Consider the following 15261-nt stretch of genomic DNA (forward strand, 5'->3'; position numbering starts at 1 on the left):
GCGTCGGAGCCCGAGCAACCGCTCGACCTCAGGCGAGGTACTCCCGCAGCCCCGGCGCCCAGCTTCCGCCCCGCAGCTTCGCCAGCGTCTTGGCCTCGATCTGGCGGACGCGTTCGCGGGTCACGCCGAACCTGCGGCCGACCTCCTCCAGCGTGTGGATCTGCCCGTCGGTCAGGCCGTACCGCATCTGTACGACGTACCGCTCCCGCTCGCCCAGCTGGGCCAGCGCCGACTCGATGTGCTCGCGCATCAGCGAGGCGGCCGCGGCGTCCATCGGCGCCACCGCGTCCATGTCCTCGATCAGGTCACCGAGTTCGGACGCCTCCATCTCACCGATCGGGGTGTGCAGGGACACCGGCTCCCGCGCCAGCCGCAGCAGCTCGCTGGCCCGGTCGGGGTGCAGCCCCACGATCTCGGCGACCTCCTCGATCAGCGGGTCGCGGCCCAGCTGCTGGAAAAGCTGCCGCTGCGCGCGGAGCACACGGTTGATCGCGTCCACCACGTGCACCGGCACCCGGATGGCCCGGGACTGGTCGGCGATCGCGCGGGAGATCGCCTGCCGGATCCACCAGGTGGCGTACGTCGAGAACTTGTAGCCCCGGGTGTAGTCGAACTTCTCCACCGCCCGGATCAGGCCGAGGTTGCCCTCCTGGATGAGGTCCAGCAGCGGCAGGCCACGTCCCGTGCAGCGCTTGGCCACCGAGACGACCAGCCGGAGGTTGGCCTCGATCAGGTGCCGCTTGGCGGCCCGGCCCAGCAGGACCAGCATCTCCAGCTCCGCCTGCGTGGCCTGGACGGGGCCACCCTCGGCGAGGTGGCGTTCGGCGAACAGGCCGGCCTCGATCGACCGGGCCAGGTCGACCTCCTCCTGCGCGGTCAGCAGCGGGACGCGGCCGATCTCCCGGAGGTACTGGCGGACCAGATCGGGTGCCCGGTCGCTGAGTTCGTCCAGGGAGGGCAGCTCCTCCTCCGTGGACTCGGTCGCGTCCGTCGCCGCGGCGGCGGACCCCGCCGTGGCAGCCGCCACGGGCTCGGCCGACTGCTCGGCGGGATCGGCCCCGGCGGGGCCCGACCCGGTCGATGCGGTCGACGCGGTCGATGCGGCAGCGGACCCGGCGGCGAGCTGCCCGGTGTCCCGGGCGGCCTCGGCGTCGAGCGGACCGCGCTGTCCGGCGGTGTCGCCGGGGCGATCGGACCCGTCGGTGTTCCCCTGCGAGTGCCCACCCGGACCCGGGCTTTCAGGCGGTGATGCGTCGGCTCGAAGAGCCGCGGACAAGAGCACGAAGACCGGCATGGCACATCTCCTCCCCTGGGGAAGATCGGCGTGATCCAGTGTGCCTGTCCAGGGGAAGTTACGTTAGGCATTTGGAGATACTCATGGAGCAATGACCGACGTCGGCACAGTTCGCGCCGACGGCTCCCACATCGGGCCCGCTTCTGGTAGCGCCGGTCTGCCGCTCCGGTCGCCAACCGGTCGCCTCGGGGTCGCTCCCGGGTCGCCTCCGGGTCGGCAGGGGCTCAGGTCACCTTCGTCAGCTGGGGCTGCGCGACCCAGTATCCCCGGAGCTTCCCGCTGCCGATGCGCAGGTGGGGTACGCCACCGATCCAGGCGACGGCGTCGTAGCTGACGCCGGCGGTGGTACGGGCGGTGACCCGCACGATCGCGGTCCGGTTGCCCACGCTGTCGTACTTGAGTCCGGTGTAGGTGTGGCCGGCCGCCAGCACGGCACGCCGGTCGGTACGGAAGACGAGCCGGCTCACCACGCCGCGGATCATGCTCAGCCCCGCCTGCTCCGGGACCCACATCCCGGCAAGCGGGCTGCCCGTGGCCATGCGGTAGTAGATCCCCCGGCCCTGCAACCGCATCCGCCGGACCGTCGTCCCGACGGTGGCCTGCTTCAGCGTCACGGTGCGGGTGCCGGTGACCTTCCCGGTGGTGACGTCGTACGTGAGACCCACGTGCCGCCCGGCGGCCAGGCCGACCCGGCGCGGCGCGGCGAGGACCGGGTACGGGCTGTCGCCGACCAGCGCCTCGGCCAGATGGGCGAACTCGCTGCGGCCGGTCAGCAGCGAGAGCTGGACGAGCTGGAGCGAGTGCATCCGGTGGTAGCTGCTGGTCGCGACCGCGTGGTGGGTGAGGCAGTAGATCGAGGGCCCGCCCCGGACCCGCAGCGAGGCGCGGTAGCGGTGGACCGTGGTGACCGCGCCGTCGTACATCGCGAGCGCGCGCCGGTCGCGGGTGAGCCGGTAGTAGTCCCACAGGCCGAAGATCGCGGACAGGTGGCCGTTGAACACCTGGTCGGCCTGCTGGGGTGAGCCGAACGGATACTCCACCAGCCAGAGCAGGTGGTTGCGGTCGGTCATGCTCACCCACGGCGCATGGGCGTCGGGTGGGAGCAGGAAGCTGTCGAACGTGCAGTCGGCGGCCCTCCGCCAACTCGGGTCACCGGTGACCCGTGCGAGCTCTGTGAAGAACGCGAGCACCTTGCCCTGGGCCAGTCCGCTGTACCACGGCCGGCGCATCGTCTCGGTCGAGTTGCGGTGTAGCTGGAAGTCGAAGTCGTACGGATGGAACCACGCGCCACCCGAGACCACCCGGCGGTCGCGAAGCCGCCGTGCCTGCGCCAGCGCGCGGCCGAGGTAGAAGCGGTCGCCGGTGAGCTCGTACGACTCGAGGTTCGCCAGGCCGTAGTTGGCCTGGAAGTTGGGGTGGTCGTACTGCCGGCCCGAGATCACCACCATCCGGACGCCGTGCGCGTCGTGGCTGCCCTGGTCGATCCGCGGGAGGACCCTGCCGGTACGGAACGGACGCTGGGTGCCGCTCAGGCTCCGGGCGCCGTAGCCGTCCCTGGCGAACCGGAACGGCAGCCCGCGCCACGCGACCGCACCCGACTCGGTGGCCAGGAGCGAACCCGACACGGAACCCGAGCCGGAGTCCGAGCTGGGGACCGGCACCGAGCGGGCCGGCGGAACCGCCGCCAGCGCCTTCGCCTCCAGGCCGGCTCCGGGCAGGACACATCCCGCGGCGGCCAGGCTCACCGGCACGACCAGGCCGGTCAGCACGGCACGAGCGACCCGGGCGGCCCGCGGCCCGGCCGGGACGAACGACGCGAACCGCTGCGATCCGGCCGGTCCGTGATGGTTCATGGCTCCCCCACGATGAACGGGGCAAAGGGCGTGTGCCCCGCGATCTGTGACCGAAGGAGGAGCTACCCCGCATATCGATCTGTCACACCGCGCCGGACGTTGGATGAGAAAAGCCGGGAGACAGGGCGCAGGGCGACGATCAGGAGGGGCGGCCAGGAGGAGACGGACGGGGCAGACGACGAAGGCCGGGACCGCGCTCGTTCGCGCGGCCCCGGCCTCTCGTCGTACGTCCGGGACGGACCCGGTGCGCCCGGGTGGCCCGGGGGTGGATCAGCCCTCGGAGCTGAACGCGGCGTCGAACGACGACGCGGACGGCTCGATCTCACACAGCGCCCGCACGGTGGCGAGGGCCTCGGGAGCACCCATCAGCCGGTCCATGCCGGCGTCCTCCCACTCCACCGAGATCGGGCCGTCGTACCCGATCGAGTTCAGCGCCCGGAAGCAGTCCTCCCACGGGACGTCGCCGCGGCCGGTCGAGACGAAGTCCCAGCCGCGCCGCAGGTCACCCCACGGCAGGTGCGAGGACAGCCGGCCGTTGCGGCCGTTGCCGACCCGGCGCTTGGCGTCCTTGCAGTCCACGTGGTAGATCCGGTCCTTGAACTCCAGGATGAAGCCCACCGGGTCGAGGTCCTGCCACACGAAGTGGCTGGGGTCCCAGTTGAGCCCGAACGCCGGACGGTGGCCGATTGCCTCGAGAGTACGGACCGTGGTCCAGTAGTCGTAGGCGATCTCGCTCGGGTGCACCTCGTGCGCGAACTTCACGCCCACCTCGTCGAACACGTCGAGGATGGGGTTCCACCGGTCGGCGAAGTCCTGGTAGCCCGCGTCGACGAGGGCCTCCGACGCCGGCGGGAACATCGCGACGTACTTCCAGATCGAGGAGCCGGTGAAGCCGACGACCGTGTCGACGCCGAGCCGGGCGGCGGCCCGGGCGGTCATCTTCATCTCCTCCGCGGCCCGCTGGCGGACCCCTTCGGGGTCGCCGTCGCCCCAGATCTTCGCCGGCAGGATGTCCTTGTGCCGGGCGTCGATCGGGTCGTCGCAGACGGCCTGGCCCTTCAGGTGGTTGGAGATCGCCCACAGCTTGAGGTTGTGCTTCTCCAGCGTGTCCAGCTTCGCCTTGACGTACTTGTCGTCCTCGGCGGCCTTCCAGACGTCGAGGTGGTCGCCCCAGCAGGCGATCTCCAGGCCGTCGTAGCCCCACTCGGAGGCGAGCCGGCACATCTCCTCGAAGGGCAGGTCGGCCCACTGGCCGGTGAACAAAGTGACGGGACGGGGCATGCTCTCCTCCTGCGCTCAGCTGTTGTCGGTGGTCGGGATCCAGCCGGAGCCGGACTCGGCGCTGCGCTCGACGGCGTCCAGCACCAACTGCACCTGCAGTCCGTCGGCGAACGTCGGAGCCGGGTCGGTGCCCGCGGCGATCGCGGTCACCAGGTCGTACGCCTCGTGGGTGAAGCTGTGCTCCCAGCCGATGATGTGCCCGGCCGGCCACCACGCGGACATGTAGGGGTGCTCGGGCTCGGTGACGAGGATGCGCCGGAAGCCCTGCGTTCCGGCGTCGTCGTCGGAGAGGTACAGCTCGAGCTCGTTCAGGCGCTCGAGGTCGAAGACGAGCGAGCCCTTCTCGCCGTTCAGTTCGATCCGCAGGCCGTTCCTGCGGCCGGTCGCGAACCGGGTCGCCTCGTACGTCGCGACCGCGCCGCCGGACAGCCGGGCGATGAACAACGCGGCGTCGTCGACGGTCACCTCGCCGCGCTCGGACGAACCCGTGCCGCGCAGCCCCTCGGTGGAGGCCACCAGCGGGCGTTCCTTGACGAACGTCTCGGTCAGCCCGCTGACGCCAGTGACTGTCTGGCCGGTGACGAACTGCGTGAGGTCGACGATGTGGGACGCGATGTCGCCGAGCGCTCCGGAGCCCGCCTCCTCCTTCTTCAGCCGCCACACCAGCGGGAACTCCGGGTCGGTGATCCAGTCCTGCAGGTAGACCGCACGGACGTGCCGGATCGCGCCCAGCTTGCCGTCAAGAACGAGTTGACGGGCGAACGCCGCCGCCGGCACTCGTCGGTAGTTGAAGCCGACCATCGAGCGGATGCCGTTCTGCGCGGCGGCCTCGGCGGCCTTCACCATCTCCCGGGCTTCCTCGACGGTGTTCGCCAACGGCTTCTCGCACAGCACGTGCTTGCCCGCGGCGAGGGCGGCGATCGCCACCTCGGCGTGGTTGCCGCCGGGGCTGCACACGTCGACCAGGCCGATGTCGTCGCGTTCGACCAGCGCGCGCCAGTCGGTCTCGTAGGAGCGCCAGCCGAACTTCTCGGCGGCGGCCTTCACCTTGTCCTCGCTGCGGCCGGCGATCGCCGCCATGTCCACGGCGTACGGCAGGTCGAAGGCCGCGTTCACGGTCCGCCAGGCCTGTGAGTGGGCCTGGCCCATGAACGCGTAGCCCACCATGCCCACGCCGAGCGTTGGCTTACTTGTCATGCGTACGTACTCCCTCGTCCGATCGGTCGAACCCACTCACCACGCCACCAACCCTCATTCGGCCACGCCCAGCAGGTGGTCCATGGCCAGCTGGTCCAGCCGCTCGAAGCCCATCCCCCGCTCGGCCAGGGCCTCGATCCGCGCGTCGTCCCACTTCTCCTCGCGCAGGGAGGCGAGGGTCTCCCCCTCGGCCAGGGTCGGCCGGGCCAGCTCGTCCAGCCTCGAGTCCGCCAGCGCCGCCTGCACCTGCGGGTCGGCGCGGAACGCCCGCGACTTTTCCCGCAGGATCAGATAGTTGCGCATGCAGCCGCGCGCGGACTCCCAGACGCCTTCCATGTCCTCGGTCCGTGGCGGCTTGAAGTCGAAGTGTCGCGGACCGTCGTAGCCGCCGTTCTCCAGCGTGTCGACCGCCCAGAACGCACCGCGCAGGTTGCCGGCGCCGAAGCGCAGGTCCTGGTCGAAACGCGGGCCGTGCTGGCCGTTCAGGTCCACGTGGAAGAGCTTGCCGTGCCACAGCGCCTGGGCGATGCCGTGGGCGAAGTTGACGCCGGCCATCTCCTCGTGCCCGACCTCGGGGTTGAGGCCGACCATCTCGGGGTGCTCGAGCTCGTTGATGAACGCCAGCGCGTGCCCGATCGTGGGCAGCAGGATGTCGCCGCGCGGCTCGTTCGGCTTCGGCTCCACCGCGAACCTCAGGTCGTACCCCTGGTCCAGGACGTACTGGCCGAGGATGTCGTACGCCTCCTTCATCCGGTCCAGCGCGACCCGGACGTCCTTGGCGCCACCGGACTCCGCACCCTCCCGACCGCCCCAGCACACGTAGACCTTCGCGCCCAGCTCGACGGCCAGGTCGATGTTCTCGGCCACCTTGCGGATCGCGAACCTGCGTACGTCGCGGTGGTTGGCGGTGAACCCGCCGTCCTTGAAGATCGGGTGGCCGAACAGGTTGGTGGTGGCCATCGGGACGGTCAGCCCGGTCTCGTCCAGCGCCTTGCGGAACGCCGCCACGTGGTCGGAGCGCTGGGCCGCGGTCGCGTCGAACGGGAAGACGTCGTTGTCGTGGAACGTCACGCCGTAGGCGCCGAGCTCGGCCAGCTTGTGGACCGCGTCGGCCGGCGCCAGCGGTGCGCGGACCGCCGAGCCGAACACGTCGACGCCCTCCCAGCCCACGGTCCACAGGCCGAAGGAGAACTTGTCCTCACGGGTCGGGGTGTAGTCGGTCATCCGATCTCCTCTACGAGAGTTGGTGATGCGTGTACGGCTGACGTCGGGGACTGGGTGGTCGCCGGGGACTGGGCGGCCAGGGTCGGCACCAGCGTCGGGTCGTCGAGTACGGGCGCGAGCACCGCGTGGGCGGCACCGGTCGCGGCCGCCGCCAGCCCGAGCCGGGACAACGTGACCCGGACGCCGCCGGCGTCCGGAGCGACGACCCGGGCCGCGAGCTCGGCCTGGGCCACCGGGCGGAGGAACTCCCCCAGCCGGGCGAAGTAGCCGCCGAGCACCAGCACCCGCGGATTGGTGAGGTTGACCAGCATCGAGGCGCCGTGCCCGAGCGCCCGGCCCACCCGGTCGAACGCCGCCAGGGTGCGCTCGTCGCCGTCGCGGGCGCGTTCGAGCAGCAGGTCCAGGCGTACGTCCAGGTCCTCGTCGTGCCGGTGCACCGGGTCGTCCGGCGGGGCGGCCAGGTCGAGCAGGGCGCCGAGCCCGCACAGCGTCTCCCAGCAGCCGCGGCGGCCGCAGCCGCACCGGGCGCCGTCCGGCGCCACCGCGAGGTGACCCACCTCACCGGCGAACCCGCCGCTGCCGCGTACCAGCCGGCCGTCGACGACCAGACCGCCGCCCACGCCGACCCCGCCGGTGACCAGCACCAGGTCGCGGTCGTCGGGTCCGGCGTCGCCGGCGAACTCGGCGAGGGTGGCCAGCGTGGCCTCGTTGTCCACCAGCAGCCGCTCGTCCCAGGGCCGGGACCCGCCGGGCAGCCAGGGCAGAGCAGAACCGGCCAGCCGGTCGGCGAGCAGGTCGTGCAGTGGTACGTCGCGCCAGCGCAGGTTGGGCGCCACTCGTACGGTCCCGCGGGTGCCGTCGACCAGGCCCGGCGCGGCCACCCCGACTCCGGCCAGGACGGCCGGGTCGTCCGCGGTGGCGAACGCCGTGCCGGCCAGCGTCCGGTCGGCCAGCTCGGTCACCAGGCGGACCACCTCGTCGGCGGTGGCGTCCACCCCGGCCGGCACGTCGAAGGCGGTCCGGGTCAGCACCCGCTCCCGGCCACCGAGGTCGAGGACGACGCCGCACAGGTAGTCGACGTTCAGCTCCACCCCGATCGCGAGCACCCGCCCGGTGGCCAGCTCGACCGGCTGACCCGGTCGGCCGACCGCGCCGGACCGTGCGGTGTCGCCGTTGGAGGCGGCGTCGGCGGCGGTGGTGCCGGGCCTGGCGGTGTGCACCAGGCCGCGACCTGCAAGCTCGGTGACCAGGCTGGAGACGGTGGCCTTGGTGAGGCTGGTGTCGGCGGCGAGCTGGGCCCGGCTTCGCCCGCCCGCCCGCAACGCCCGGACCGCCACGGCCAGGTTGGCCCGGCGGACGGCGGCATGATCGGCCCGGCCCGGCAGCTGCCTGGTCGCGCCGTTCACGGAACCTCCAGTACGGACCCGTCGTGGGCGAGGACCGCGCCCGGCACTCCGGCCGGATTTCGGTCGCCCATTTTGTTCAGGGTCCGAACAAACTAGGACCGCGGCGCACCGGGGGTCAAGGCGCGGCATCCGCCTGCCGGGAAGTCGCCCCCCGACCGCGTCCGGAACCAGCCACCCGGGTCGCAGCCACGCCCCGGCTGTGAGGTCACGCGTTCCCGCCGTGGCGATCATCGCCCGGACGTACGCTGACCGGGAAACGGCTCGTCGGCGACGCGGGGAGCGCGCTGTGGTCCATCCGCCTGACCACCCAGAACGAACTGGCCCTGGACGAACCGGCCGTGAACGAACCGGCCCTGAAAGAACGGGCCCTGAAAGAACGGGCCGTGGCAGCGGCAAGCGGGTCCTCGTCGCCGGAGTCGGCAACGTCTTCTGCGCCGACGACGGCTTCGGCGTCGCGGTGATCCACCGGCTTACCCGCGACCCGCTGCCCGCGCTGGTGGACCTGCGCGACTACGGCATTCGCGGCCGGCACCTCGCCGCGCAGCACCTCGACGGGTACGAGCTGGTGGTCCTCGTCGACTCGCTGCACCGCGACGGCCCGCCGGGCACGTTGTACGTCGTGGAGGCTGCCGACGACGCGGCGGGGGCGGGACCGTACCCACCACCCGACGGAGTGCTGGCGCTCGTGCCCGCGATCCACCGCCAGGTCGCCCGGGTCGTGGTCGTGGGGTGCGAACCCGGCGACATCGGCACCGGCATCGGCCTGTCACCCGCGGTGGAGAACGCCGTGGGACCCGCGGCGAAGCTGGTCCTGGACATTGTCACCCGCGCCCACCGCTCCTGGTCTGGCTGATCCCCAGGAGAGAAGTCCGCGCGGTCCGGGTGTCCCCGGACCGCGCGCTCCGTCAGGCGGACGGTGGTGGGTTACGGGTGGGCGGATGTGCGTTGACCAGGCCCGGAGCGGCCGCCGGGCGGCGCGCCAGGTCAGGTCGCCGGGCCCAGTCGGGCCGGACCCCGGCAGGCACCGCGCCCGGCACCCTCGGCCGGTTCGCGGCCACCGCGGCCTGGTCCCGAGAACCCTGCTGCTGGCTGGCCGGCGTGGTGTCCGGTGCCCAGCTTCGCGGGTCCGAGGTCATGCCCAGGAGATACGTCACCGTGCATTCCAGCGCGTGGGCAAGCTCGGGTAGCTTCGCCACGTCCAGTCCGGCACCGTGCTCCAGGCTGCTGAGGGCCTTGTTGGTCGTGAGGACGCCGAGCCGGCCCAATCGGCTGACCACCTGCTTCTGGGTCAGTCCGAGGCGGCGACGCCGCTCACGCAGACGTTGCATCACGATCAGCCGTCGACGGGCGCCGACGTCGGCAGAGTTCATCACCATTGTGCCTCCCCGAAACAGGCACCTTCCCCACCGAGTGCGACGCCAACCGCACACGTTGTGACCAACCGAATGTGTCCGGCGAGTCGCGCCGACTTCCCCGCATGTCGCGAGCGACGTGCCCCACGTCGGGCCGCCCAGGTCAGGCCCAGGTCAGTCCCAGGTCAGCCGCGGGATCGCCTGACGGTCAGTCGCCCGGATGCAGGGCGGTGCGCGCCTGCGCGTACGCCGACCGGATGCGCTCGCCGGCGGCCTCGTCCACGTCGTCGCGTACCACCGACTCGCCGAGACTCCACGACGGCGGCGCCTCCGAGCCCGCCAGCGCCCACGCGGCCTGCCGGGCCGCGCCGAGCGCGACGTACTCCGCCGGCGGCGGCACGGTGACGGGTACGCCGAACACCGTCGGGGCAGCCGAGCGCACCGCCTCCGACCGGGCGGCACCGCCGATCAGGAGCACCCGGCGCACGGTCACGCCCTGCGCCCGCACCGCGTCCAGCCCGTCGGCGAGACCGCACAGCATGCCCTCGACCGCGGCCCGGGCCAGGTTGGCCGGCGTCATCGTGTCCCGCCGGAGGTTGTGCAGCGAACCCGCCGCGTCCGGGAGGTTGGGGGTGCGCTCGCCGTCGAGGTAGGGCAGCAGCACCAGCCCACCCGCTCCGGGCGCGGCCTCGCGGGCCAGCCGCTCCAGGCCGGCCAGGTCGACGCCGAGCATGTCCGCGGTGGCGGTGAGCACCCGGGCGGCGTTCAGCGTGCAGACCAGCGGCAGGAACCGCCCGGTCGCGTCGGCGAAGCCGGCCACGATGCCGGCCGGGTCGGTGGACGGCTTGTCGTGGACGGCGAAGACGGTGCCGCTGGTGCCGAGGGAGACCACCACGTCACCGGGCTCGATGCCCAGGCCGAGCGCGGCCCCCATGTTGTCGCCGGTGCCGGCCGAGACCAGCGTGCCGGGACGAAGGATGCCGTTCAGTCCGGCCGTGCCCGTCTCCCCCGCGGGTTCGGCCGGGCCGAGCACGGTGGGGAGTTCGGGCGTACGGCCGAGCGCGAGCTGGAGCAGGTCGGTGCGGTAGTCGCCGGTCACCGGGGACCAGTACGCCGTGCCGGACGCGTCGCCGCGGTCGGTCACCGGCCGGTCCGGTCGCCCGCACAGCTCCCAGGTCAGATAGTCGTGCGGCAGCAGTACCCGGGCCACCCGCTCGGCGTTGGCCGGCTCGTGCTCGGCCAGCCAGGCGAGCTTGCTCACGGTCATGCTGGCCAGCGGCACCGATCCGACCGCCTCCGCCCAGCCGCCCGGGCCGAGCAGCCGCACCAGCCGGCGGGCCGCTTCCGCGGACCGGGTGTCGTTCCACAGCAGCGCCGGGCGGACGACCTCGCCGGCCTCGTCCAGGGTGACCATGCCGTGCTGCTGGCCGGCGACGCCGACCGCGGCCACGTCGTCCAGCAGCCCCTCGGCCGCCTCCTTCAGCGCCGACCACCACGCGTCCGGCGGGCACTCGGTGCCGTCCGGGTGTGCGGCGACGCGCTCGTCGAGCACCTCGCCGGTGTCGGCGTCGGCCACGACGATCTTGCAGGACTGGGTGGAGGAGTCGACTCCGGCGACCTTCGGCATGCTCTAGAAACTAACCGCTGCCGCCAACCGGCCGGTGCGGCAGGTGGCGGCCGGGCGCCGAGCCGGTCCGGTCCCGGCCACCGGGACCTCGGTCAACGGGCGCCGCCGGGTGCGGTGCGGTGCGGCGCGGCGCCGACCGGTCCGGAGTCAGCCGAGGCCGCCGGCCGCCTGTTCGCGCAGCCCGTAGCGGTGCTGCTCGAGCGCGACCAGCTCACCGAAGAGCTTGTTGTACGCCTCGGTGTGCTCGGTGGGGTTCATCCGCTGCAACTTGGACTTGACGTCGGCGATCCGGCGGGCGACCGCGCGCTCCTGCACCCGGACGAGCAGGTCGGCGGCGTAACGCCGCTCCGGGGCACCGGACGCCGGCAGCGGCTCCACGGCGAGCACGGTGACCAGCCGGCGTACGGCGTCGTCGGGTGCGTGCTCGGCGAGTGCGGACACCCAGGCGTCGCCGCCGGCGGAGGTGCCGACGCCGCCGACGTCCGCGACCAGTTGCCGCACGGCGACGTACGCGGGATGGGTGAAGACGTTCTCCTCCAGCGCGTCGAACGCCGGGCCCACCACGGTCGGCGCCTGGACCACCAACCGGAGCAGCGAGCGTTCGGTGCTGAGCGGCTGGTCGCGCGGGTCGGGCAGCGGTGTCTGCGGCGCCGCCGGCGCGGCCTCGGGCTCCGGCGCCGTCCCGCGCCCACGTCCGGCCCGGTCCGCTCGGTCCGCGCGCGCACCACCGGACCCGGGGCCACCGGCCGCGCGTCCGGTGGCGGCGGCTGCCCGGGCCACCTCCGCCCGGACCTCCTCGACGTCCATGCCGAGCATGCCGGCGAGCTCGCGGGAGTAGCCGACCAGCTTGGCCCGGTCGCGGACGGAACGGAAGTACGGCGCGGTGGCCCGCAGCGCGTCCACCCGGCCGTCGGCGCGGTCCAGGTCGAACCGGTCCAGCGCCCGCTCCAGGACGAAGCGGTACAGCGGGATGCGGCGGGCGATCAGGTCGCGGACCGCCGCGTCGCCGTGCTTGAGCCGCAGGTCGCAGGGGTCGAGCCCGTCCGGCTCGACCGCGACGTAGGTCTGTGACGCGAACTGCTGGTCGCCCTCGAACGCCTTCACCGCCGCCCGCTGGCCGGCCTCGTCGCCGTCGAAGGTGTAGATCACCTCACCGCGGGACTCCTCGTGGTCCAGCAGCAGCCGGCGTAGCACCCGGGCGTGGTCCTCTCCGAACGCCGTGCCGCAGGTGGCGACGGCGGTGGTTACGCCGGCGAGGTGACAGGCCATCACGTCGGTGTAGCCCTCCACCACGACCGCCTGGAACTGGCGGGCGATCTCGCGGCGGGCCAGGTTGACGCCGTACAGCACCTGGCTCTTGTGGTAGATCGGCGTCTCCGGGGTGTTGAGGTACTTCGCGTCGATCCGGTCGTCGTCGAAGAGCCGGCGCGCGCCGAACCCCACCACGTCGCCGGACAGCTCGCGGATCGGCCACACCAGCCGCCCCCGGAACCGGTCGTACCGGCCGCGGGCACCGCTGGCGGCCAGGCCGGCGGTGGCGAGCTCGTCGTCGGAGAAACCGCGGCCGCGCAGGTGGCTCAGCAGCACGCTGCCGCCGCGCGGGGCGAAGCCGACGCCGAAGTGTTCCGCCGCCGCGCGGTCGAAGCCGCGCTCGGCGAGGAAGGTGCGCCCGGCCGCCGCGTCGCGCGAGGAGTTCAGCTGCTCCTTGTAGAACTCCTCCGCGGCCTTGTGGGCCTCGATCAGCCGGGCGCGGGTGCCTGGCTGGCGCCGCTCGGGCTGACCGCCGTCGACGTAGCGCAACTGAACGCCGGCCATGGTGGCGAGGCGTTCGACCGACTCGACGAAACCGAGGCCCGCGATCTTCTGCAGGAACGAGATGGAGTCGCCGCCCTCGCCGCAGCCGAAGCAGTGGTAGGCGCCGACCTGGGGGCGGACGTTGAACGACGGCGACTTCTCGTCGTGGAAGGGACACAGCCCCTTCAGCGAACCGGTCCCCGCCGGGCGCAACGTGACGTACTGGGAGACGACCTCGTCGATCCGGGTGCGTTCCCGGACCAGCGCGATGTCGTCGTCGCGGATCCGGCCGGCCATGGGTCGGAGTCTACGGCCGGGCGCCGAAGAGCCGGACGGCGCCGGGTCGACAACCCCGATAAACAGCACGTCTCAGCTCGATAACACTCCGGCACGGCCCTTGCGGCCCGTACGACAAGAATGATCATCTTTGGCATTCCCGCCCGTGACGGAGCATTTCCAGCTAGGAGCCGCCGGTGAGCACGCAACGCAGGAAGACCTGGTACGTCGGACTCGTCGCCAGTGCCGCGCTGGTGCTCGGCGGCTGCGGCGGCGGAGGTGGCGGCAACAAGGAGGGCACCGACACCGGAGCCCAGGGCGGCAAGACGTCGGCGCCGATCACCATCACGCACACCTTCGAGCAGGAGATCGACGCCTACAACGGCAACACCGCGGAGAACAACGCGAGCAAGAACAACATCGTTCTCCAGCGGGTGCTGAGCGGGTTCTGGTACTTCGGCGCGGATGGTTCGGTCAAGCCCGACACCACGTTCGGCACGTACAAGAAGACCTCCGACGACCCGCTCACCGTCGACTACACGATCAACCCCAAGGCGGTCTGGTCCGACGGCAACCCGATCGACTGCGACGACATCCTGCTGTTCTGGGCCGCCAACTCCGGCAAGGTCGGCAAGGATCTGTTCTCCACCGCGGGCACCACGGGCAAGGAGCTCGTCGAGACCCCCAACTGCGCGGCCGGGGACAAGAAGTTCACCTTCAAGTTCTCCGAGCCGTTCGCCGACTGGGAGTCGGTGGCGCCGGGCGCGACCGGCCTGCTGCCCGCCCACGTGGTGGAGAAGCAGTCGGGCATGAGCGAGGACCAGTTCATCACCGCGGTCAAGAAGAAGGACGCGGCGGCGCTGGCCAAGGCGGCGAAGTTCTACAACTCCGGCTGGGTGATGCAGCCGGGCAAGCTGCCCGACGCGTCGGTGATCCCGTCCTCGGGCCCGTACAAGCTGAGCAAATGGGACGCCGGTCAGTCGATCACGCTGACCGCCAACGACAAGTACTGGGGCGACCCGCCGGCGGCGAAGAACGTCGTCATCCGCTTCATCGCGCAGGACGAGCAGGTGCAGGCGCTGCAGAACGGTGAGGTCAACATCATCGAGCCGCAGTCCAACCCCGACCTGCTCAACCAGCTCAAGGAGACCCAGGGCGTGAAGGTCGTCACCGGCGACCAGTACCTCTACGACCACCTGGACTTCAACTTCCGCTCCGGACCCTTCAAGGACAAGAAGGTGCGGCAGGCGTTCGCGATGTGCGTTCCGCGCAAGCTGATCGTGGACAACCTGATCAAGCCGCAGAAGCCGGACGCCGCGCCGATGGACGTCCGTACCATCGCGCCGTTCGACAAGGCCTACGCCGGCGTGGCGAAGGAGGTCGGCGCCGAGAAGTACGCCAAGGCCGACGTCGCGGGCTCCAAGGCGATGCTGGCCTCGACCGGCAACTCCGGCCTGAAGGTGCGGATCGGCTACAACACGCCCAACCCACGGCGCACCCAGGTCGTCCAGTTGATCGCGGACTCCTGCGGCAAGGCCGGCTTCAAGATCGTCGACCAGGGCGCCGCCAACTTCTTCGAGGCCGACGGCGCGCTGGCGAACGGCGGCTTCGACGTGGCGTTGTTCGGCTGGTCGGGTTCGTCGCTGGTGAGCGGCTGGTCCTCGACGTTCCGTACGCCGACCGCCTGCACGCCGTCGGGCAAGGGCAACAACAACGGCTGCTACTCCAACAAGAAGGTCGACTCGCTGATCGGCGAGCTCAACCGCAGCACCGACCCCGACACCCGCACCAAGCTGAACGCGCAGATCGAGAAGCTGCTGTGGGACGACCTGGCCACCATCCCGCTGTACAGCCAGCCCGGTCTGTCGGCCTGGAGCGACACCCTGAAGAACATCAAGCCGAACCCGTCCCAGGCGTCGATCACCTGGAACATGGACAAGTGGTCCGCGTCCTAGGA

The 15261-nt window shown here is 71.8% G+C and carries 11 protein-coding genes; 2 read left to right on the plus strand and 9 right to left on the minus strand.

Going from position 1 to position 15261, the window contains the following annotated elements; translation table 11 throughout:
- Positions 1 to 28: 28 nt before the first annotated feature.
- The 6 genes from FHR37_RS13465 to FHR37_RS13490 form a co-directional block, all read right to left on the minus strand.
- Positions 29 to 1294 (minus strand): RNA polymerase sigma factor, encoded by a 1266-nt coding sequence (locus FHR37_RS13465; RefSeq protein ID WP_237768758.1) that lies wholly within the window; start codon positions 1292 to 1294, stop codon positions 29 to 31.
- 224 nt (positions 1295 to 1518) lie between these two features.
- Positions 1519 to 3147, minus strand: a complete 1629-nt coding sequence (locus FHR37_RS13470; RefSeq protein WP_092883292.1) for a D-glucuronyl C5-epimerase family protein — start codon at positions 3145 to 3147, stop codon at positions 1519 to 1521.
- Between the two features lie 270 nt (positions 3148 to 3417).
- Positions 3418 to 4428 (minus strand): sugar phosphate isomerase/epimerase family protein, encoded by a 1011-nt coding sequence (locus tag FHR37_RS13475; RefSeq protein ID WP_092883293.1) that lies wholly within the window; start codon positions 4426 to 4428, stop codon positions 3418 to 3420.
- 15 nt (positions 4429 to 4443) lie between these two features.
- Positions 4444 to 5625: a Gfo/Idh/MocA family protein gene (locus FHR37_RS13480; protein ID WP_092883294.1), complete on the minus strand. Its 1182-nt coding sequence runs from the start codon at positions 5623 to 5625 to the stop codon at positions 4444 to 4446.
- A gap of 54 nt (positions 5626 to 5679) precedes the next feature.
- Complete coding sequence (gene xylA, locus FHR37_RS13485) at positions 5680 to 6849, minus strand: xylose isomerase (RefSeq protein ID WP_092883295.1); 1170 nt, start codon at positions 6847 to 6849, stop codon at positions 5680 to 5682.
- Entirely contained in the window at positions 6846 to 8255 is a 1410-nt protein-coding gene (locus FHR37_RS13490; protein WP_202818069.1) for an ROK family protein, read from the minus strand. The genes xylA and FHR37_RS13490 overlap by 4 nt, the downstream gene beginning before the upstream one ends.
- Before the next feature lie 286 nt (positions 8256 to 8541).
- Here FHR37_RS13490 and FHR37_RS13495 point away from each other — a divergent pair, with 286 nt between their 5' ends.
- Positions 8542 to 9108, plus strand: a complete 567-nt coding sequence (locus FHR37_RS13495) for a hydrogenase maturation protease (protein WP_092883296.1) — start codon at positions 8542 to 8544, stop codon at positions 9106 to 9108.
- Positions 9109 to 9160: 52 nt separating this feature from the next.
- Here FHR37_RS13495 and FHR37_RS13500 read toward each other — a convergent pair whose 3' ends face one another.
- The 3 genes from FHR37_RS13500 to dnaG form a co-directional block, all read right to left on the minus strand.
- Positions 9161 to 9631 carry a hypothetical protein gene (locus FHR37_RS13500; RefSeq protein ID WP_092883297.1) on the minus strand — a complete coding sequence of 157 codons (471 nt, stop codon included), beginning with the start codon at positions 9629 to 9631 and terminating at the stop codon, positions 9161 to 9163.
- Between the two features lie 184 nt (positions 9632 to 9815).
- Positions 9816 to 11234 carry a xylulokinase gene (xylB, locus tag FHR37_RS13505; protein ID WP_092883298.1) on the minus strand — a complete coding sequence of 473 codons (1419 nt, stop codon included), beginning with the start codon at positions 11232 to 11234 and terminating at the stop codon, positions 9816 to 9818.
- A gap of 147 nt (positions 11235 to 11381) precedes the next feature.
- Complete coding sequence (gene dnaG / locus FHR37_RS13510; RefSeq protein WP_092883299.1) at positions 11382 to 13325, minus strand: DNA primase; 1944 nt, start codon at positions 13323 to 13325, stop codon at positions 11382 to 11384.
- A gap of 176 nt (positions 13326 to 13501) precedes the next feature.
- Here dnaG and FHR37_RS13515 point away from each other — a divergent pair, with 176 nt between their 5' ends.
- The gene (locus FHR37_RS13515; protein ID WP_092883300.1) at positions 13502 to 15259 is read left to right on the plus strand and encodes an ABC transporter family substrate-binding protein; all 1758 of its coding nucleotides are present in this window, start codon (positions 13502 to 13504) and stop codon (positions 15257 to 15259) included.
- The last annotated feature ends 2 nt before the right edge of the window (positions 15260 to 15261 follow it).

The sequence above is a fragment of the Actinopolymorpha cephalotaxi genome, assembly GCF_013408535.1.
Classification (GTDB): Bacteria; Actinomycetota; Actinomycetes; order Propionibacteriales; family Actinopolymorphaceae; genus Actinopolymorpha; species Actinopolymorpha cephalotaxi.

Bases quoted from the DNA above. Each gene is read 5' to 3' on its own strand.
- FHR37_RS13465 (WP_237768758.1), bottom strand. From the start codon at position 1,294: ATGCCGGTCTTCGTGCTCTTGTCCGCGGCTCTTCGAGCCGACGCATCA.
- FHR37_RS13470 (WP_092883292.1), bottom strand. From the start codon at position 3,147: ATGAACCATCACGGACCGGCCGGATCGCAGCGGTTCGCGTCGTTCGTC.
- FHR37_RS13475 (WP_092883293.1), bottom strand. From the start codon at position 4,428: ATGCCCCGTCCCGTCACTTTGTTCACCGGCCAGTGGGCCGACCTGCCC.
- FHR37_RS13480 (WP_092883294.1), bottom strand. From the start codon at position 5,625: ATGACAAGTAAGCCAACGCTCGGCGTGGGCATGGTGGGCTACGCGTTC.
- xylA (WP_092883295.1), bottom strand. From the start codon at position 6,849: ATGACCGACTACACCCCGACCCGTGAGGACAAGTTCTCCTTCGGCCTG.
- FHR37_RS13500 (WP_092883297.1), bottom strand. From the start codon at position 9,631: ATGGTGATGAACTCTGCCGACGTCGGCGCCCGTCGACGGCTGATCGTG.
- xylB (WP_092883298.1), bottom strand. From the start codon at position 11,234: ATGCCGAAGGTCGCCGGAGTCGACTCCTCCACCCAGTCCTGCAAGATC.
- dnaG (WP_092883299.1), bottom strand. From the start codon at position 13,325: ATGGCCGGCCGGATCCGCGACGACGACATCGCGCTGGTCCGGGAACGC.